Below are 19,953 nucleotides of genomic sequence, written 5' to 3' on the forward strand. Positions count from 1 at the left end.
TTGCTAGGCAGATACACGTTGTACTTTTTGTACAGTCAGGTAAAGTGGGTGAACTTCGGTTTGCCCATTTTTTTCTTCGTTGTTCACAACAAAATTTTTGGAGGTACCTAGCCATAGCACGTCAACCACGACAAGTTGATTTAGTCAACGATAATATCCGAGCAAGTCGGGTTCTATTAATTCATGACGGTAAGCAAGAGGAAATGTCAACGCGTGATGCACAAAACATTGCCGATGACTTGGGACAAGATTTGGTGCTTGTCCAGGCCAATGCTGTACCACCTGTTGCCAAAATCATGGATTGGGGAAAGGCCAAGTTCGAAGCGCAAAAGCGTCAAAAAGAACAACGCAAGAACCAAAAGGTTGTCCAGGTGAAGGAAGTCCGGATGTCACCAGTGATTGATTCTGGTGATTTCGAAACGCGGAAGAAAGCTGCCATTAAGTTCCTTGAAAAGGGAAACAAGGTGAAGTTGAACTTGCGTTTCCGTGGCCGGATGATTACTCACCAAGATATTGGACGCGAAGTCTTAGAACGAATGGCCAACGAATTGGACGATATTGCCAAGGTTGAACAACGTGCTAAGATGGATGGTCGCCAGATGTTTTTGGTCTTAGCTCCTAAAAAGGGTTAAGCAGATTCATTTTGACCGGTCGCTAGATACTTGAAAAACGATAGGAGAATATGGACTCATGCCCAAGATGAAGACTCACCGCGCTTCAGCAAAGCGTTTCAAGAAGACAGCTAAGGGTGGCTTTAAGTCAGCCTCAGCTTACACATCACACCGTTTCCACGGTAAGACAAAGAAGCAACGTCGTCAATTACGTGGTACTCGGATGATGAATAAGGCAACCATCAAGAAGTACGCCAAGTTGTTGTCTACCCTCTAATTTAAAGGGTCGTTTAATTAATACTATTTAGGAGGAATTACCCATGCGAGTTAAGGGTGGTACAGTTTCACGCGCACGTCGCAAAAAGTTTATTAAGTTGGCTAAGGGTTACCGTGGCCAACGTCGCATCAATTATAAGGTTGCTAAGCAACAAGTCTACAAGTCATACTTGTACGCTTACCGTGATCGTAAGAACCGCAAGCGCGACTTCCGTAAGTTGTGGATTGCTCGGATTAACGCGGCAGCCCGGATGAATGGTTTGTCATACTCAAAGTTGATGCACGGTTTGAACATGGCTGGTGTCGAATTGAACCGTAAGATGTTGGCTGATTTGGCCGTATCTGACTTTGATACTTTTGCTAAGTTGGCTGACCAAGCAAAGCAGGCCTTGGAACAAGGTTCTGTCTTGGTTCAGGAACGTACAGCAGCAACAACTGAAACAACTGTTAAGGTTGAACGTTAATTTTAATGAACGCCTATCAAATCAGACTTAGAATATTCTAAGTCTGATTTTTATTTTCAGCCCAAGCCGTTTCAGGCTTGGGCTTTTTCTTTTTTTGATGTGCATTTTCTAATTTTTTTGCCAATTTTTGCGTTGAATCGGGTCGCTTTTGCCCAAGCTAGGGGATTTTATGTTAAACTAGATGTAATTGAAATCGAGACAAGAAGAGGCCAATAATCCAAGCTGCCTTTTCAAGATGATTCGCTTTAAAAAAGTAGTAACGACAAAAGGATAGAACATGACAGATTTAAGAATAATTCCCTTTGGGGGAGTGCGTGAAAACGGCAAAAACATGTATGCCGTTTCGGTCAACGATGAAATTTTCATCTTAGATGCCGGACTCAAGTACCCCGAGACGGAACAACTCGGGATTGACGTTGTCATCCCTGATTTTGAGTACCTCGTTAATAACCAAGAAAAAATTGCTGGAATCTTTTTGACACACGGTCATGCAGATTCGATTGGTGCTTTGCCATACTTGTTGCAACAGCTGCAGGTGCCAATTTTTGGTTCTGACTTGACCATTGCTTTGGCGAAATTAGCCATCCAAGCAGAAGCTGATTTAAAGGCTTTTGATGATTTTCACGTGGTTAATGAAAATACTGAAATTGATTTTGGTGCCGTTAAGGTTTCATTCTTCAATACCACGCATACCATTCCCGAAGCTTTAGGAGTCGTTTTGGGAACGGATGAGGGTCAGATTGTTTATACTGGTCATTTTAAGTTTGACCAAACAGCAGAAGATTCTTATCAAACAAATTATGCTCGTTTGGCTGAAATTGGTGCTAAGCCAGTTTTGGCATTGTTAGCTGATGCGGCCGGAACTGAAGATATTGGCAAGCCAATGGTGAGCGAGAAGAAGATTCATCAGTATGTTGAAGACAGCTTTGTGGCTGCCAAAGGCAAGCGAATTATTGTCGCTGTGGTCGCTTCTAATATTCAGCGTGTCCAGCAGGTTATTGACGCTACGGCCAAGACTCATCGTCGCTTGATTTTTTCTGGGCAAGATGTGGAACAAATCGTTCATGCTGCTTTGAATTTGGGAAAGTTGAATTTGCCATTGCCAAAGGAAGAACTTTTTGCTGATTTGAAAGATTTAGAGACATTGCCGGCAGGCCAAATCGTTGTTTTGGAAACCGGTAAAATGGGCGAACCCGTTAAAAATTTGCACAAGATGGCTAAGGGTGAAAATCCTAATATTAGCTTGGGCGCTGCTGATTTAGTCTTTATTGCAACAACACCGTCTTTTGCTGTTGAGTCTTATGTGGCCCAAACACGAAACTTGCTCTTCCAACAAGGAGCCGACGTCAAACAGATTTCAGCTGATTTACGGTCATCTGGTCACGGATCAGCTGAAGACGTGCAGATGATGATTAATTTCATGAAGCCAGAATTTTTCTTCCCTGTTTCCGGTGAATTCCGAGTGATGGTGACGGCAAAAACTGCCGCCGAGGAAGTCGATATTCCAGCAAAAAAAATTATCATGGCTAAGCGTGGTGATCAGTACGTTTATGATGGCCAAACTTTTGAAAAGAAGGGTGGCTTTACGATTGGGGAAACCATGATTGACGGTGATTCTTTGAATGACATCGGTAATGTCGTTCTTCGTGATCGTCGGATTTTATCTGAAGATGGTGTCTTTGTCACAGTCGTAACAATTGATCGCAAGAAGCGCAAGGTTGTTTCAAAGCCAAAGATGACGTCTCGGGGTTTTGTTTATGTTAAGGCAAACCGCGACTTGATGAAGGAGGCTGGTAAGCTGACGATTGATGCCATTGAAGACTATTTGAAGAATGCGAAAGCCTTTGACTGGAATGAACTTAAGAATGGTGTTCGGGAATCATTGTCTCGTTTCTTGTTTAATGAAACTCGTCGCCGGCCAATGGTAATGCCCGTGGTGATGGAAGTCAACCAAAACCGCCGACCACACCATTCAAAGGGGCAAGAAACTGCTGGTCAAAAGGGGAAGAAGACCAACGGGAATAAAGACCAAAAAAAGGGTCAAAAAAAGTCGGGACAAGGTAACAACCAAAAGAAACAAAATAATCAAGTAAAGCAAAATAAGCCCAAGAATCCGGGAAGTAAGGGCAAGGGTCAAAAGAACCAAGCCAAGCAACAAACTGTCAACCAATAATTAAAATTTTAGGTGGTTAAACGGGGTTAATTCCTGACATTGGCATTTGCAGCAATTGGCAGTAATAGTTATCAATCATTTTGAAAAAAGACCCGTCAGGGCCTTTTTTCTTTGTTAGAATAGAGGCGCAAGTTGCCTTATTAGAGTAAAAGGAGTTTCACTTGGAAAAGACATTGATTGAAATCAAAGACCAGGCTGAGGCCGAATTTAACCAGGAACACTACCATCAGGCAGCTGGTCTATTTGTGACAGTTTACCAAGAAGAGCAAACTTTGACCCTCAACCGCCAGTTGGTGCTGGCGCTAAAAGAGGACCAACAATACCAATTAGCCAAAGATTATGCTTCTGATTTTTTGTCCGATTATGCGCAACATGAAAATTTGTTCTTGTTGTACTTTGACCTGCTTTTGCAAATACAAAACTTTGTGTCCGCCCAACAATGGGCTTTGCAGAGTCCAAACCAGGAACTAATCGAAGGTCTGTTGGTACAAATTCGAGACGGTGAAAGGAAGGCCGAAAACCAGCAGGGGCAGACGCTTAAGACGATTGCCCAGCATTTTTATCATCTTAGCGACGAATCGATGGTGGCACAACAGGAACGCTACCAACAAGCCTTACACTTGCCCGTAGCTACCTTTGTCACAGGGGCGAAATTCTTACTAGTTGATCCCTTTGCCAGTCCGCTGATGCGCAGTACGCTTTTGAGTGACCTACAGGAGCTTGGGGAGACTGGGGTTGTGACCTACCAATGGCTTGATCAAGAACGCCATCAAATTGATTTGCAGGCTATCTCGCCCGTGTTCACCAATCAGATCTTTCAAAAACTTGTTGCGGCTTTGGATGACCAAGTTGGTCAAGAAGATCCAATTGCCTACCAGGCTTTGTTTGACCAGCTACGTTTAGAAGCCATGCTATTGTTTCCGCGATTAGAAGAAAGTATCTTGGATGCCATGGCCTGGGTGGATGCTGACTTGTCAGCCTTTTACCAAGAGCAGGCACCAGAAGAAGAGACTAAACAAAAACAGGTACACGACTTGGTTTTGCAGGCATTGGCTGAGCTGGCAGGGCAGTAGACTCCTTAGCAAATGGGTGTTTACAAAAATTCGAGAACTTAGTATAATAAGTGTCGGCTTAAGTGCCAGAAAAACGCAGTTTAATGGTTGCCTTTATGGCCCAGGCGTTGTAAAATATAAACATACGATTTTCTCGGGACAAAAACTGAGAGATAAAATTGGAGGAAACTACATTGGCTAAGGAAACTTACGTTCGCAATAAGCCCCACGTTAACATTGGTACGATCGGACACGTCGATCACGGAAAGACTACTTTGACTGCTGCTATCTCAAAGGTATTGGCAGAAAAAGATGGTGGAACTGCTACTGATTTCGCTGAAATCGATAACGCTCCTGAAGAAAAGGAACGTGGTATCACGATCAACACGTCTCACATCGAATATGAGACTGATGCTCGTCACTATGCCCACATCGATGCCCCTGGTCACGCGGATTACGTTAAGAACATGATCACTGGTGCTGCTCAAATGGATGGTGCCATCTTGGTTGTTGCCGCAACTGATGGTCCTATGCCACAAACTCGTGAGCACATCTTGTTGGCTCGCCAGGTTGGTGTTGAACATTTGGTTGTCTTCTTGAACAAGACTGACTTGGTTGACGATGAAGAATTGATCGACTTGGTTGAAATGGAAGTTCGTGAATTGCTTTCAGAATATGATTTCCCAGGCGATGACATTCCTGTTATCAAGGGTTCAGCTTTGAAGGCTTTGGAAGGTGATGAAGAACAAGCTAAGGTCATCATGGAATTGATGGACGCTGTTGATTCATACATCCCAACTCCAGCACGTGAAGATGACAAGCCATTCTTGATGCCTGTCGAAGACGTATTTACGATCACTGGTCGTGGTACTGTTGCTTCTGGTCGTGTTGACCGTGGTGTTTTGACTACTGGTACTGAAGTTGAAATCGTTGGTTTGAAGGATGAAATCCAAAAGACTACGGTTACTGGAATCGAAATGTTCCGTAAGACTTTGGAAGAAGCTCAAGCTGGTGACAACATTGGTGCTTTGCTCCGTGGTGTTGACCGTGACCAGATCGAACGTGGTCAAGTTTTGGCTGCTCCTGGTTCAATCAAGACTCACAAGAAGTTCATGGCCGAAGTTTATGTTTTGACTAAGGACGAAGGTGGTCGTCATACACCATTCTTCACTAACTACCGTCCACAATTCTACTTCCACACTACTGATGTTACTGGTGTTGTTGAATTGCCAGCCGGTGTTGAAATGGTTATGCCTGGTGACCAAGTAACGTTCGACGTTGAATTGATTGCACCAGTTGCCATTGAAAAGGGATTGAAGTTTACTGTTCGTGAAGGTGGCCACACTGTTGGTGCCGGAACTGTTACTGAAATCGAAGAATAATAATTTATTATTTCTTCAAAAGCCCACTTTAGTGGGCTTTTTCTTTTGCTTAAAATTGCACGTTCCAAATTAAAACCCGCTACTGTCAGTAATTACTGAACAGCCAGCGGGCTTTTTTAAGTTTTATTTGTCTTTTTTAATACCCAAAGCCTTGTCTCGCGCTTCCTTATCTTGCTGTGTATCAAGAATGGGTAGGTCGATGAGTTCTTCTAAGGGTGTGTTAATGTGCTCTTCTTGGTTGACAATTCGTCCCATGAATTTTGCCTCCGTTTTATTGATTGGCGTTATTATACCATTTTACCAGTTGATATGCTGGGACTAACGGTCTTTGCGTTCAATCAAATAAGTTAAATCAGAATGGGTTTGGTAGCTGGCCTTATCTGTATCATTTGTGATGGAAACATCGAAGTTGGCTGCCTGCTGGTTCCGGGTTAAGTTGACAATCAAGAGGCCATCATCTTTAAGGTGGTCCCAAAGAAGGGTAATTTGTTTGTTGAGTGTTTCTCGGTTCGGAAGGGAAGTGCCGGTGTCGGATCCATAATCAAGGATGGCAAGGTCAAGTTTTGAAATTTTACCAATTTGTGCCTGCAACTTGTCTTGAGTCAAAACGCCGTTGATAACATCAACGCGGTCTTGTAGGCCGGCCATAAAAAGAGAAGAAGCGATTTGGTTCGCATTTTCTTTCTCTTCGCTAAAGGTCAAGACTTGGCCCTGTGAGCCCACACGGCTTGATAAAAAGCGTGTGTTTAAGCCGATACCAGCAGCACCATCGACAACGAGGTTACCAGGTGCGACTGTTTCTTCAAGTGTACTTTGAATAAAATGTCGATTTGAAATTTGCATCGCGAGCTCCTTTTTCTTTTCTAATCTTTAGTATACGAATTTTTACTGATTTATGCTATAATGAAGGTACTTTTCAACAATAGTAGTGATTGCGGAGCGTCAGAAAGTAAGCGGGGCTGAAAGCTTGCCAACCAAAATCATGAACTCGGTTGAAACCCCTACCGGTGAAGTGGAGTAGTCGGTACGTCTTGCTGCGTTAAGGCAACTTCGAGGTTCAAGCAATTGAACAAAACGTAGGTGGTACCGCGATGATAATCGCCCTATGTTAGGCCCAAGTGGCTTAACATAGGGCGTTTTTTAGTAGATGGAGGAATAAAATGGGATACGATCACAAAACAATTGAGAAAAAGTGGCAAAATTTTTGGGATAAGAATCAAACCTTTGCAGCATCAGATAAATCAGATAAGGAAAAGTTTTATGCCTTAGACATGTTTCCCTATCCATCTGGCCAAGGATTACACGTAGGTCATCCAGAAGGATATACAGCCACAGATATCGTATCGCGTTTTAAGCGCGCTCGTGGCTTTAATGTTTTGCATCCAATGGGTTGGGATGCTTTTGGTTTGCCAGCCGAACAGTATGCTTTAAAGACGGGTCACAATCCCGCAACCTTTACGGACCAAAACATTCAAACTTTTAAGAACCAAGTGAAGTCATTGGGCTTTTCTTACGACTGGGACCGTGAAATTAAGACAACGGATCCTAGCTATTACAAGTGGACGCAGTGGATTTTTGAAAAGCTCTATGAAATGGGCTTGGCTTATGAAGATGAAATCATGGTTAACTGGGCTCCTGATTTTCCAGGTGGTGGCCTGGTCGTGGCCAACGAAGAAGTGATTAACGGCAAGACGGAGCGTGGTGGATATCCTGTTTACCGTAAGCCAATGAAGCAATGGGTTTTGAAGATTACGGCCTATGCTGACCGTTTGATTGATGATTTGGATGACTTGGATTGGCCTGAAGCGATTAAGGAGCAACAGCGCCACTGGATTGGTCGCTCAATTGGTGCCGCTATTCGCTTTGCAGTTGATGGGCATGCCGGTCAGCAGATTGAAGTTTTCTCAACTCGTCCAGATACTTTGTTTGGCGCTTCTTACCTGGTTTTGTCACCAGAACATGATTTGGTTGACCAGATTACGACCGCTGATCAAAAGGAAGCCGTGGCGGCTTATCAAGAAGAAATTGCCACTAAGTCTGACTTGGAACGAACTGATTTGAACAAGGATAAGTCAGGGGTTTTCACTGGAGCTTATGCGAAGAACCCGGTTAATGGCGAATTGTTGCCAATCTGGATTGCCGACTATGTCTTAGCTTCTTATGGAACTGGTGCTGTGATGGGCGTGCCAGCGCATGATCAGCGTGATTACGACTTTGCTAAAAAGTTTGACTTGCGCATTCTTCCAGTTATTGAGGGTGGCAATATCGACAAGGAAGCTTATAGTGGCGAAGGCGTACACATTAACTCAGGCTTTGTCGACGGCTTGGGTAAGCAAGAGGCTATCGATAAGATGATTGCTTGGTTAGAAGAAAATGGTGCTGGTGAAAAGAAAGTTAACTACCGCTTGCGTGACTGGATTTTCTCTCGTCAGCGTTACTGGGGTGAACCAATCCCTGTTATCCACTGGGAAGATGGCACACAGACGTTGGTCCCAGAAGATGAATTACCATTGCGTTTGCCAGAAATGACAGAGGAACAATTGAAGCCTTCTGGTACTGGTGAATCACCATTGGCCAATGCTAAGGACTGGTTGGAAGTGACTCGTGAAGATGGCATGAAGGGTCGCCGTGAGACCAATACCATGCCACAATGGGCTGGATCATCATGGTACTTCTTACGCTATATCGATGCAAAGAATGACCAGGCTTTGGCTGATCCTGAGAAATTAGCTTACTGGAAGAATGTTGACTTGTATGTCGGTGGGGCAGAACACGCTGTTTTGCACCTCTTGTATGCTCGTTTTTGGAACAAGGTCTTGTATGACCTTGGCGTGGTCAAGGAAAAGGAGCCATTCCAAAAATTAGTTAACCAAGGAATGATTTTGGGTGCTAATCACGAAAAGATGTCCAAGTCGAAGGGCAATGTGGTTAACCCTGATGACATCGTCAACGAGTATGGAGCCGATACGCTTCGAATTTATGAAATGTTTATGGGACCTTTGACTCAGAATAAGCCATGGTCTGAAGAAGGGGTGACGGGATCTCGTCGTTGGTTAGACCGTGTTTGGCGCTTGCTCATCAATGAGGATGGTTCTGTAACGGACAAGTTGACGGATAAAACCGATGACACGCTCAAAAAGGAATACAATTTGACGGTCAAGAAGGTGACGGAAGACTTGGAAAACATGCATTTCAATACTGCTATTTCAACGTTGATGGTCTTTGTTAATGATGCCTATAAGGCCGACAAGCTTCCAGCTGCCTACATGGAAGGTTTCGTGCAAATGTTAGCACCATTTGCACCACATTTGGCCGAAGAATTGTGGCAAAAGTTGACGGGTTCAAAGGAATCAATCACTTATGTTGCTTGGCCAACGTATGACGAAAAGGCCTTGGTCGACGATACAAAGGAAATTATTTTCCAAGTGAACGGTAAGGTTCGTTCAAAGCAGGTTTTGTCAGCTGATGCCAGTCAGGACGACTTGATTGCAGCAGCTCAGGCTGATGAAAAAGTTCAAAAGAACTTGGATGGCTTAGAAGTCAAAAAAATTATTGCCATTCCAGGTAAGTTCGTTAATATTGTTGCGAAGTAAGAGCGAACGTGTTATCTTGGTGTTTAGCTGATTTAATTGAAACAATCCAAGAATAGCCCGTTAGGAAGACGGATTTTTCTTCCTAATGGGATACATATTAAAGGTGATACCGGTATGAGCCAGGATTTTTACAATAAACAAGAGGGTGACCAAGAAAAAAAGGACCTGACGCCACTTGATGAAAAACATCTAACGGCTGACGAGCTGCTCGCCAAGTTAGAGCAAAATCTTCGTCCCAAAACCAAGCAAGAAAAAATGGCTGCTTTTTGGCCAAGACGGTCGCAACGACAAAAACAGAATTTAAATCATAGCGGCCCAAAAGATAATCCAAAAAAATTGTCTGAATCCGAGCTTGAAGTCAAACGACCAGCAGTAGCAACAAAAAAATCAGCCTTCTTGAAGCGCCGGTCAACGCAGTCGGCCAACCAAAAAGATAGTGATGAGAACCAGCAAGTTGATGACGTCACAACGGCTTTGGCAGACCAAACAGTGGCTTCGTTGGGACGGTCTGCCAGTGATGAGCAGGCGCTGGACCAAAGCCAGGGCGGTGGGAATACTGCCTTGGTCCGGGGGTCCTTTTGGTTATCATTTGGAAACATTGTTTCTCGCCTCTTAGGAGCAGTTTATATCCTGCCGTGGTTGGCCATGCTTGGCAAGGCAGCTAACCAGGGCAATGCGCTCTTTTCGCAAGGGTATAATATCTATGCCATCTTGCTTTCAATTGCGACATTTGGTTTTCCATCAGCCATTTCCAAGGTAATGGCCCAGCTAATTGCTAAAAAAGATCAGGATGGATTGTGGGCCCTTACTAAGCGCTCACTACAAATCGGGGTAGTGCTTGGCATTATCTTTTCGACCTTGCTGTACGTTGCAGCGCCACTCTTATCGAACGGCAATGCTCAGGGTGTGCCAGTTTTGCATTCTTTGGCACCGGCTGTCTTGGTCTTTCCAGTGATGTCGATGGTCCGGGGAATTTTCCAGGGCCACCAATTGATGCATATTTCAGCCTTGTCTGATATTTGGGAGCAGGTTGGCCGTGTGATTTACTTGCTGTTAGCTACCTGGATCGTCTTAAGCCATGATAGTAGCAACTGGACCGGGGCCGTTGTTCAATCAACCTTTGCTGCCTTTATCGGAGCACTCTTCTCATTGGCTGTCTTGGGTTATGGTTGGGTGCGCTATGCGCGATTGATTCATCCAGTTGCCGGCGTACCGGATGAACAAGCCGCTTTGACAAAAATGAGTGCTGCCAACCAGCCAGCAGTTGCTGAAAAGCAAACAGCGACTGACCAACCTTTGCATCGCCATCAGCAACAAGATGAAAGGCAAGACCAAAAGGCCCAGCCAACTGGGCCGAAAGCATTATCGCTGGTCATCAATATTTTGAAAGAATCATGGCCATTTGTTGTAATAGGTTCCTCAACGAATTTGTTCTTGTTCGTTGACCAGTACACGTTCTTTCCATTGATGAAGGCTTTTTTTCATACGAGTCTTAGTCAGTTACAGATTGATTTTGCCTTGTTTTCGGCCAATCCGAATAAATTAGTGATGATTGTCATTTCTTTTGCCACCAGTATTGCGGCCACGGCTTTGCCAATCTTGGCAGCCAAAAAGGCGGCTAAGCAAATGGGCGCCCTAAAGGAACAGCTAATTGCTGTTTTGCGGTTGACCTCCTTAGTCTTAGTGCCATCTGCTCTTGGTATGTATGCTGTTTCGGATCCTTTATACCGATTCTTTTACCCAATTGATCAAACGGTCCAAGCCGGGGTTTACTTGCTCCAGTTCTCAGCTGTTTTGACGATTATTATGTCCTTCTTTATGCTGTTGTCCTTTGTTTTGCAGGCCTTATCACATGGTAAAGAAGTAATGCGGGCCTTTGGTTATGGCTTGTTCATTAAGGTTGTGATTCAAGCACCGTTGATTTACCTTTTCCAAGGTATGGGAGCTTTGATTGCCACAGCCCTTGGCCTAGGTTGGTCGCTCTACTTGATGATGAAGTACTTAAAGGAACATTACCAAGTTTCGTTGAGAACGATTCAGGATACTTGGGTCAAGACTTATCTATCAGCGGCCGTCATGGCTATCGTTGCCTTTGTGTTAACTTGGCTTTCAAAGACCTTCTTGCTGACAACGGCAACAAAGATCGGTGCAGGTTTAGCAACTGCTTTAGGGGTTGTCGGTGGACTGGCCGTTTTGCTGGTTTTATATCGCCGTTTTGGCCTGTTAAATCAGGTTTTAGATCGTGGGCATGAACCAGACCAAGTTGAATAATTTAATTAATTGTTAGTCAGACCTTTGTCTGGCTTTTTTTATATCAAGAATCAAATCATCATGGTTTTTCTCATCTCTGCTTTTGTTTGGAAAAAGTTGGCTACTAGGCTGAAGATATGGGTCTTCTATGATATTATGAGAGACAGTGATAAATTCTTTTTTGAAAGAGAGGCTCGCCATGCAAGCTTTAACAAAATCTTGGCGTAAGGCGGCACTGACAAGTGCTGTTTTCGTAATCTCCGTTGGACTACAGGTTTTTGGATTGAATTATTTCTTAATCCCCAATAGCATTTTTTCTGTTGGAATTAATGGAATTTCGCAATTACTGTCCCTGTTGGTCTTTGATGCTTGGCATTTACGGATTCCAACTGGATTGTTCTTTTTGATTTTCAATATTCCAATTGGTGTGATGGGCTGGAAACTAATTGGTGGTAAATTTACCATCCTCTCCTTTATTAACGCGATGGTGGTGGCTTTGGCTCTGATTTTCGTGCCAGTCCATCCTTTTACCACTCAACCGCTGTTGGCCTCACTCTTTGGGGGCCTCTTAGTTGGTGCTTCGGTTGGAGTTGCTTTGCGGTATGGTTTTTCAACTGGGGGCTTTGACATTATTTCGATGGTTGTGCAAAAGCGAACTGGAAAGTCAATTGGCGCCTTTAACAACGCAGTTAACTTTGTGATTGTCTTGATTGCTGGTTCCTTTATTGGTTGGCAAAATGCTCTGTACACGTTGATTGGCATTTATGCTACTGGACGAGTAATCGATGCAATTTATACCGGTTACCAAAAACTCACAGCTTTAATTGTTACAAGTCGGGGACCGGAAGTCATCGACGCTTTGCACCGTGATTTGATTCGTGGCATTACTATTTTGCCTTCAGAAGGTGCTTATACGAAGCGGGAGTCAACGACATTGATGATGGTGCTATCTCGTTTTGAACTCTTTGAAATGCAGGAAACTGTTCGCCAGGTCGACCCAAAGGCCTTTATTAATTTCTTGTCAACGGTTTCCGTTGCGGGTGAGTTTTGGGATGCCGACCGGCAATTACAAATGAAAAAGTCAATGGGACCAAAGGCGGTGACAATTGACGCTCAATTGGAGGCTGAACAACAGTTGGCCGATCAGTTGGATCAACTAAAGGATGAGGATTAAATTCTCATCTTTTTATAATTTAATGTTCGGGAATTTTTATTGCTAAATGAGAAAAAACCGAGTACAATTATCAATAATAATTTAAGAGAAATTTACAGATATATCGCTGGAAAATGGCCAGCAGTCTCTACCGCGCCCCAAAAGTCGTGACTATCCGTGAATGCCAATCAAGGTTTTTTGAGGGAGCATTTTGCGGAGCTGTGGTAGCTGCAAAGTGCTCTTTTTTGGTCGATCTTGTAAGCAGGATGGTGAGGAGAATCATGGCAGAATTTAAGATTAAAAATAAGTTCGTCCCAATGGGTTTGACCTTTGAAGATATGAAAATGGTCGCCAAAAATCAAGACGAAATTTCAGTTGATGCCGTTTCTTTGGAAACGGAATTGACGCCTACACTCAAGCTGAAGATTCCTTTGCTATCAGCCGCAATGGATACTGTCACAGAAGCTAATTTTGCCATTACCCTGGCACAGTTTGGTGGCTTAGGTGTTGTTCATAAGAATATGACAATCGCTGATCAAGCCGGTGAAATCAAGAAGGTGAAGGAACACCAAGTTGATTTGAATCAATTCCCCAATGCAGCTTTGGATGCCAAGGGGCGCTTGATTGTTGCCGGTGCCGTTGGGGTAACCAATGACACGGTGGACCGTGCTGGTGCAATGGTCGCTGCTGGTGCTGATGCCATTATTTTGGATTCTGCTCACGGTCAATCAGAAGGGGTTTTGCGTAAGGTTCGCGAAGTTAAGAATGCTTTCCCTGACGTCAACATCATTGCTGGCAACATTGCCACTGAAGGCGCTGCTTCTGATTTGTATGATGCGGGTGCTGATGTCGTCAAGGTTGGAATTGGACCTGGATCGATCTGTACAACACGTGTTGTTGCCGGAATCGGTGTACCACAGTTGTCTGCCATTCGCGATGCTGCTAAGGAAGCTAAGCGCCGTGGCAAGGCAATCATTGCTGATGGTGGTGCTAAGACGCCCGATGACATCATGAAGGCTATTGCAATGGGGGGGAACGCCGTGATGCTCGGTTCAATGTTCTCAGGCACAAAGGAAACCCCCGGGGCAGTCTTTGAAGACAACGGACAGAAGTTTAAGTTTTACCGTGGTATGGGATCCATTGCTGCTATGGAAAATGGTTCAAAGGACCGCTACTTCCAGGGCGAAGTTAACGAAGCTAAGAAGATGGTCCCAGAAGGAATTGAAGCCCGGGTTGCCTATAAGGGTACTTTGGCTGACATTTTGTTACCAATCTTGGACCACTTACGCAAGGAAATGGCCGAAATGGGTGTGCACAACGTGCAAGAAGCCATTGACCAGGCCGAAAACGTTGAAAAGACGACTGACGTCTTTGACTACCAGGCTTCTTTGTAATTTTTACGAACACAAACATTTGATCGGGAGAAATTATGACTGACATGAATACACGACATGGCTTGGGGTACGACGAAACCCTTTTGGTCCCAGCAGCTTCAAACGTTTTGCCACATTTAGTCGACTTGAAGACGCATTTGGGCGTATTGGCGTTGAATAATCCATTGGCAGCTGCAGCAATTAATCCAGCTGCTAATCAACAAGAAGTTGTTTTGGCTGTGGCTCAATCTGGTGGATTGGGCTTGGTTGCTGCTAGTGAAGCTGTTGCAGATCAAGTGGCAGCTGTTGAAGCTGTGCGTGCCGCAACTGTTGATTTGGATCAGCACCCACGGACTTTGGCAACTGAAGATGGTCACGTGTCCGTTGGTGCTGAAATTTGGTTGGCCGCTGATGTGAAGGAGCGCGCATTGGCACTTGCTGGTGCTGGCGCTTCTGCTTTGTTCCTATATTTAAATGATGATTTGACGGCTGATATTGCCGCTGAAATTAAAGACTTGAAGGCGGCCTTGAGCCACGTTACTTTGGCCGTTGGAACCATTGAAGATCCTGCAGTTGCTAAGGAACTCTTCGACTTGGGTGTCGATGCCGTGATTGCTGGTCGTTCAGTTCATTCTGACTGGCCTGATGACATTCACTATCCATTCTTGACGACTGTGATGGGCATTGCTGAAGTGGCAGACTCAATGGATAAGACGGTTATCGCTCAGGGCGGTATCCATTATTCAGGTGATGTTGTTAAGGCTTTGGCCGGTGGCGCTAATTTGGTCATGGTCTCTGATTACCTTGCCAAAGAAGACGTCGCTGAAGACGCTGTTTTCCAAATTGATGGTGGTTTACGGGCCGGAATGGGGTATACTGGTTCACATACGGTTGCTGATTTAAAAGAGTCCGCACAATTCGTTCAAATCACAGATAACGGCTTGAAGGAATCACATCCGCATGATGTGGAAATCACTAAAAAAGCGCCAAATTACGTTGAACAGGAAAGAGACTAAGCCATGACCACAGGTAATGACAAAATCTTAGTATTGGACTACGGGTCCCAATACAACCAATTGATTACGCGACGCGTTCGAGAACTCGGCGTTTTCTCTGAATTGAAGTCATCGAAGATGACGATTGATGAAATTAAGGAATACAACCCTAAGGCAATTATCCTTTCGGGTGGTCCAAAATCAGTTTACGATGACGATGCTTATCCAATTGACCCTGAAGTATTCAAGTTGGGGGTTCCAGTCTTGGGTGTTTGTTACGGGATGCAATTGATGGCCCAACATTTGGGTGGTAAGGTCGAAGCAAACCCTGGAAACGGGGAATTTGGTCAGACCGTCATCAAGCAAACTGCCCCTTCAAAACTCTTTGCTGGTACACCAGAAGAGCAAGTTGTCTTGATGTCACACTCGGACAACGTCACAAAGTTGCCTGACAACTTTGTTGTGGCTGTTGGTTCTGAAAAGACGCCAATTGCAGCGATTGCTAATGATGATGACCGTCTATACGGCGTTCAATTCCACTCTGAAACAACATTGTCTGAACACGGTAAGGAAATCATTAAGAACTTTGTCATTGATATTGCCGGAGCGGACGCTTCTTGGACAATGGCTGGTTTCATTGATGAACAAATCGAAAAAATTCGCGCCGAAGTTGGTGACAAGAAGGTCTTGCTTGGTTTGTCTGGTGGGGTTGACTCATCTGTTGTTGGTGTCTTGTTACAAAAGGCCATCGGCGACCAATTGACTTGTATCTTTGTTGACCATGGTTTGTTGCGTAAGAATGAAGCACAACAAGTGATGGATATGTTGGGTGGCAAGTTTGGTTTGAACATCATCAAGGTTGATGCACAGGATCGTTTCTTGTCAAAGCTGGCAGGTGTTACTGATCCAGAGCAAAAGCGTAAGATTATCGGTAACGAATTTATCGAAGTCTTTAACGATGAAGCCATCAAGTTGAAGGACGTTGACTTCTTGGCCCAGGGAACGTTGTATACGGATGTGATTGAATCTGGTACGGATACGGCCCAAACAATTAAGTCACACCACAACGTTGGTGGTTTGCCTGAAGAAATGAACTTTACTTTGATCGAACCTTTGAATAAGTTGTTCAAGGATGAAGTTCGTGCCTTGGGTGAAGAGTTGCAAATGGATCACGAGTTGGTCTGGCGTCAACCATTCCCAGGACCAGGTCTTGGTATCCGAATCATGGGTGAAATCACTGAGGACCGGTTGGAAACTGTCCGTGAATCCGACTTTATCTTGCGCGATGAAATCGCCAAGGCTGGTTTGGAAGGTGATGTTTGGCAGTACTTCACTGTTTTGACAAACAATAAGTCTGTTGGTGTCATGGGTGATTACCGGACGTATGAATACACGATTGCTGTTCGTGCTATTACTTCTGTTGATGGTATGACAGCGGACTTTGCCCGCTTGCCATGGGATGTGTTGCAAAAGGTTTCTTCACGAATTGTCAACGAAGTGGATCACATCAACCGCGTCGTGTACGACATTACCGCTAAGCCACCTGCAACGGTTGAATGGGAATAAATAATTATAAGGCGCAGAACTCAAAGTGAACAGCATAATTTAATGGCATTTTAAGCAAAGTGCAATTAATAAAGTTTACTTGGTTTGTGGCCAATAGCTCGTTAAATTTTAAAGCCAGTTCTGAAAAATCAGAACTGGCTTTTGTAGTTGGTATAAAAAATGTTGCTAGACGATCAAAAAAATTGACTATACAAGAAACACATAAACATTATAAGAAAATTGTTAACTTTGCAACAGCAAAGGCTATGGTGATTACGGATCATCAGACTTTCATTAGTGACAGAACCGGACAACTGAGCAAAAATAACGTTAAATTGAATCCAGCCATTCGGCTGTTTTTTATTTTGTAGCGCTGATTTATCGGACATCAAATGATTTAGTTGGTTAACCTGATTTTTTAAGTTGTAAAATCGGCTATTAGACCAGAGGGACATCTTGGACCCAACCTTCAGGACCTTTTTGGTCGCCGTATTGGATACCAATCAAGCGGTCATAGAGTGCTTGGGTCTTTGGGCCAACTTCAGTTTCTGAGAAAAAGACATGTTTCTTTCCTTCGTGGGTAATGGAACCAACAGGTGAAATGACGGCCGCTGTTCCCATGGCCCCAGCTTCGGCAAATTGATCCAAATCATGGATTGAAATTGCTTCCTCCACCGGATTCATGCCCATTTCTTCAGCCAAGGCCAAGAGGGAGTATTTTGTAACAGAAGGGAGAATTGATGGTGACTTTGGCGTCTTGAATTGGCCATCCTTGGTAATACCAAAGAAGTTTGCAGAACCGAGTTCCTCGATATACTCATGTTCGCGTGGGTCCAAGTAAACGACATCGGAATAGCCGGCCTTGTGGGCGTTGTCACCGGGCAACATCGAAGCGGCATAGTTACCACCAACCTTGGCTTGTCCGGTTCCACCGTGGGCAGCACGGTCAAATTCAGAAGTTACAAAGGCTGTTGGCGTCAAGCCACCTGGATAGTAGGCACCAACTGGCATGGCAAAGATGGTGAACAAGAAGTCGTGGCCAGGGTGGACACCGATTTCAGGCGAAGTCGAAAGCAACAATGGTCGCAAGTACAAAGAGCCACCGGACTCGTAAGGTGGGATGAAATCCTGGTTAGCCTTAACCACTTCCTTAACGGCTTCAACAAACTTATCTTCTGGATAAGGCGCCATTAACAAACGTTCTGCTGAGTTATGCATTCGATGGGCGTTACGGTCAGGGCGGAAGATGTTCACACCACCATCCTTACGCCGGTAAGCCTTCAAGCCTTCGAAAACTTCTTGCCCATAATGCAAGGCGACAGCTGATTCGCTCAAATGGAGGGTTGAATCAGTAGTCAATTCGCCTGGTTGCCACTGACCATCGTGATATTCGGCCTTATAGCGGTAGGGCAGGTCATGATAACCAAAACCCAAGTTATTAAAATCGAGGTCGCTTTCTTTTGTTTTCGTCATAATAATTCTCCTTCTTTTACTCAATGATTAATCTTATATTAAAATAAAATGAGAAAAAGTCAAGGGGTTTTATGAGATTTCCATCAATCTGCCTTATTGATGGAATATGTTAAAATAAGCGTAACTTAAAATTTCGAGGAAACACGATGGTGAATTATCCCAAGGGTGTCCATGGCGATGGACAGCAAGTGCAAAATCAAATTCAACGTGGCAAGAAGACGCAAAAGGGTCTCCTCTTTGGTCGGCGGGGGATGGCTTTGGAGAGCCTGATTAACGATGCCAATGAATACTATTTGGCCAACCATCTTGCGGTTATTTATAAGAAACCGACACCGGTGACGATTGTCAATGTTGATTATCCAGCCCGATCAGCAGCCAAAATCACGGAAGCCTATTTTCAGCAGCCATCAACAACCGATTATAACGGCGTTTATCAAGGCCGTTATGTTGATTTTGATGCGAAGGAAACCAAGAACAAAACTTCGTTTCCAATGAAGAACTTCCATGAACACCAAGTCCGCCACTTATCCGAGGTGGTGGCCCAGGGAGGCGTTGGATTTGTCCTCATCAAATTCACGCTCCGAGATGAAACCTACCTGTATCCGGCACCAGACTTGATTTACAATTGGCAAGCTCTGAATGGCCACCGGTCATTGCCATATGCCGATGTCGTAGCAGCAGGTTACTTGGTCAAACCAAGTCTGATGCCCAGCCTGGATTATTTGCGGGCGCTTGATGATTACTTGGCAGATTTGTCGGTTGGTAAGCGGGTAGGTCAGCCCAATCAGTCTCAAGCAGTGGGCGGTAATCGTCTAGTCAAACAATCGCAATCCGACGGACGGCACCCGCTATGAGTCGGATTTGGATGACGGGTTATCGGACCTACGAATTGGGTGTCTTTAAGGAAAAGGACCCCAGGGTTCAAGTTTTGAAGTATGCTATCAAAAAAAAGATGATAGAACAGTTGGACCTAGGTCTGGAATGGGTAATTACAGGCGGTCAACTCGGAGTAGAGACCTGGGCGATTGAAGTTGCGCTGGATTTGAAAAGGGATTATCCAAATTTGCAGGTTGCTTTACTTTTGCCCTTTGGTCACTTTGGATCGCAGTGGCAGGAGGCGAGCCAGACGCGGCTGGCTAATTTAAAACAGCAGGTGGATTTTTACGCCGATGTTCATCAGGAAGACTATCAAGGACCATATCAATTGCGCCAGTATCAGGAATTTGTCTTAAACCACACGGATGGTGCGGTGCTCTTGTATGATACCGAATTTCCGGGAAAATCTCAGTACGATTATCAAGCCATTTTAAATTTTCAGGCGCAGTCCCCATATCCACTGGAAATGGTTAGTATGGATGACTTGCAAGAATTTGCCAATGATTACCAGGAAAATCAGCACAACCAATGAGGAGGCGGAGATTTCTGAGACAAGAGGCGGAGCAAACTGATCGATTCGTCTTAAGACGACTTTATCCTGAGTACTAGGTGTTTTTCTGGCTTTAATCTATCCAGAAGCGACAAAAAGTTGGATAAAATGGCGAAAGTTAACGTTTGTTTAATCTGAAACAATTACATTAGTATTACTAGCATGACTGTCAAACTTGCTACTGCCA

The 19,953-nt window shown here is 44.4% G+C and carries 17 protein-coding genes, 1 riboswitch and 1 other annotated feature (1 of these 19 running past the window's edge); of the genes, 14 read left to right on the forward strand and 3 right to left on the reverse strand.

The window, feature by feature from the left end; all coding sequences use genetic code 11:
* Positions 1-80 (forward strand) — a sequence feature (ribosomal protein L20 leader region) (it extends 45 nt beyond the left edge of the window).
* 99 nt (positions 81-179) lie between these two features.
* The 6 genes from infC (at position 180) to tuf (ending at position 5,958) form a co-directional block, all read left to right on the forward strand.
* Positions 180-632, forward strand: a complete 453-nt coding sequence (gene infC, locus M3M36_RS06400; protein WP_369795887.1) for a translation initiation factor IF-3 — start codon at positions 180-182, stop codon at positions 630-632.
* 58 nt (positions 633-690) lie between these two features.
* Positions 691-888: a 50S ribosomal protein L35 gene (gene rpmI / locus M3M36_RS06405; protein WP_252773745.1), complete on the forward strand. Its 198-nt coding sequence runs from the start codon at positions 691-693 to the stop codon at positions 886-888.
* A gap of 43 nt (positions 889-931) precedes the next feature.
* Positions 932-1,351 (forward strand): 50S ribosomal protein L20, encoded by a 420-nt coding sequence (rplT, locus tag M3M36_RS06410; protein WP_252773746.1) that lies wholly within the window; start codon positions 932-934, stop codon positions 1,349-1,351.
* Positions 1,352-1,628: 277 nt separating this feature from the next.
* Positions 1,629-3,524, forward strand: coding sequence for a ribonuclease J (locus tag M3M36_RS06415; RefSeq protein WP_252773747.1), 1,896 nt, complete (start codon positions 1,629-1,631; stop codon positions 3,522-3,524).
* A 161-nt stretch (positions 3,525-3,685) separates the two neighbouring features.
* Entirely contained in the window at positions 3,686-4,597 is a 912-nt protein-coding gene (locus M3M36_RS06420; protein WP_252773748.1) for a type I restriction endonuclease subunit R, read from the forward strand.
* 173 nt (positions 4,598-4,770) lie between these two features.
* Positions 4,771-5,958: an elongation factor Tu gene (tuf, locus tag M3M36_RS06425; RefSeq protein ID WP_059393490.1), complete on the forward strand. Its 1,188-nt coding sequence runs from the start codon at positions 4,771-4,773 to the stop codon at positions 5,956-5,958.
* 123 nt (positions 5,959-6,081) lie between these two features.
* Here the strand turns inward: tuf and M3M36_RS06955 are convergent, their stop codons facing one another.
* Together M3M36_RS06955 and M3M36_RS06430 are read right to left on the reverse strand one after the other, a co-directional pair.
* Positions 6,082-6,213, reverse strand: coding sequence for a hypothetical protein (locus M3M36_RS06955; RefSeq protein ID WP_256470326.1), 132 nt, complete (start codon positions 6,211-6,213; stop codon positions 6,082-6,084).
* 63 nt (positions 6,214-6,276) lie between these two features.
* Complete coding sequence (locus M3M36_RS06430) at positions 6,277-6,801, reverse strand: hypothetical protein (RefSeq protein ID WP_252773749.1); 525 nt, start codon at positions 6,799-6,801, stop codon at positions 6,277-6,279.
* 317 nt (positions 6,802-7,118) lie between these two features.
* Between M3M36_RS06430 and leuS the strand changes: the two genes are divergently transcribed.
* The 6 genes from leuS to guaA all read left to right on the forward strand — a co-directional run bounded on the left by leuS (position 7,119) and on the right by guaA (position 16,888).
* On the forward strand, positions 7,119-9,551 hold the full coding sequence (gene leuS / locus M3M36_RS06435) for a leucine--tRNA ligase (RefSeq protein ID WP_252773750.1): 2,433 nt from the start codon (positions 7,119-7,121) through the stop codon (positions 9,549-9,551).
* Positions 9,552-9,665: 114 nt separating this feature from the next.
* Positions 9,666-11,822, forward strand: coding sequence for a putative polysaccharide biosynthesis protein (locus M3M36_RS06440; protein ID WP_252773751.1), 2,157 nt, complete (start codon positions 9,666-9,668; stop codon positions 11,820-11,822).
* 178 nt (positions 11,823-12,000) lie between these two features.
* A complete protein-coding gene (locus M3M36_RS06445; RefSeq protein ID WP_252773752.1) occupies positions 12,001-12,975 on the forward strand; it encodes a YitT family protein in 975 nt (324 codons plus the stop codon).
* Between the two features lie 76 nt (positions 12,976-13,051).
* A riboswitch (purine riboswitch) is annotated at positions 13,052-13,148 on the forward strand.
* A gap of 87 nt (positions 13,149-13,235) precedes the next feature.
* Complete coding sequence (gene guaB / locus M3M36_RS06450) at positions 13,236-14,348, forward strand: IMP dehydrogenase (RefSeq protein ID WP_252773753.1); 1,113 nt, start codon at positions 13,236-13,238, stop codon at positions 14,346-14,348.
* 35 nt (positions 14,349-14,383) lie between these two features.
* Positions 14,384-15,343, forward strand: a complete 960-nt coding sequence (locus M3M36_RS06455; protein ID WP_252773754.1) for an IMP dehydrogenase — start codon at positions 14,384-14,386, stop codon at positions 15,341-15,343.
* A gap of 3 nt (positions 15,344-15,346) precedes the next feature.
* The gene (gene guaA / locus M3M36_RS06460; RefSeq protein ID WP_252773755.1) at positions 15,347-16,888 is read left to right on the forward strand and encodes a glutamine-hydrolyzing GMP synthase; all 1,542 of its coding nucleotides are present in this window, start codon (positions 15,347-15,349) and stop codon (positions 16,886-16,888) included.
* A gap of 417 nt (positions 16,889-17,305) precedes the next feature.
* Here guaA and M3M36_RS06465 read toward each other — a convergent pair whose 3' ends face one another.
* Complete coding sequence (locus tag M3M36_RS06465) at positions 17,306-18,340, reverse strand: branched-chain amino acid aminotransferase (protein WP_252773756.1); 1,035 nt, start codon at positions 18,338-18,340, stop codon at positions 17,306-17,308.
* Between the two features lie 146 nt (positions 18,341-18,486).
* Between M3M36_RS06465 and recU the strand changes: the two genes are divergently transcribed.
* On the forward strand, positions 18,487-19,194 hold the full coding sequence (recU, locus tag M3M36_RS06470; protein WP_252773757.1) for a Holliday junction resolvase RecU: 708 nt from the start codon (positions 18,487-18,489) through the stop codon (positions 19,192-19,194).
* Complete coding sequence (locus M3M36_RS06475) at positions 19,191-19,748, forward strand: SLOG family protein (RefSeq protein WP_252773758.1); 558 nt, start codon at positions 19,191-19,193, stop codon at positions 19,746-19,748. Before recU ends, M3M36_RS06475 begins: the two co-directional genes overlap by 4 nt.
* Positions 19,749-19,953 lie beyond the last annotated feature (205 nt).

The sequence above is a fragment of the Fructobacillus americanaquae genome (genome assembly GCF_024029775.1).
Classification (GTDB): domain Bacteria; phylum Bacillota; class Bacilli; order Lactobacillales; family Lactobacillaceae; genus Fructobacillus; species Fructobacillus americanaquae.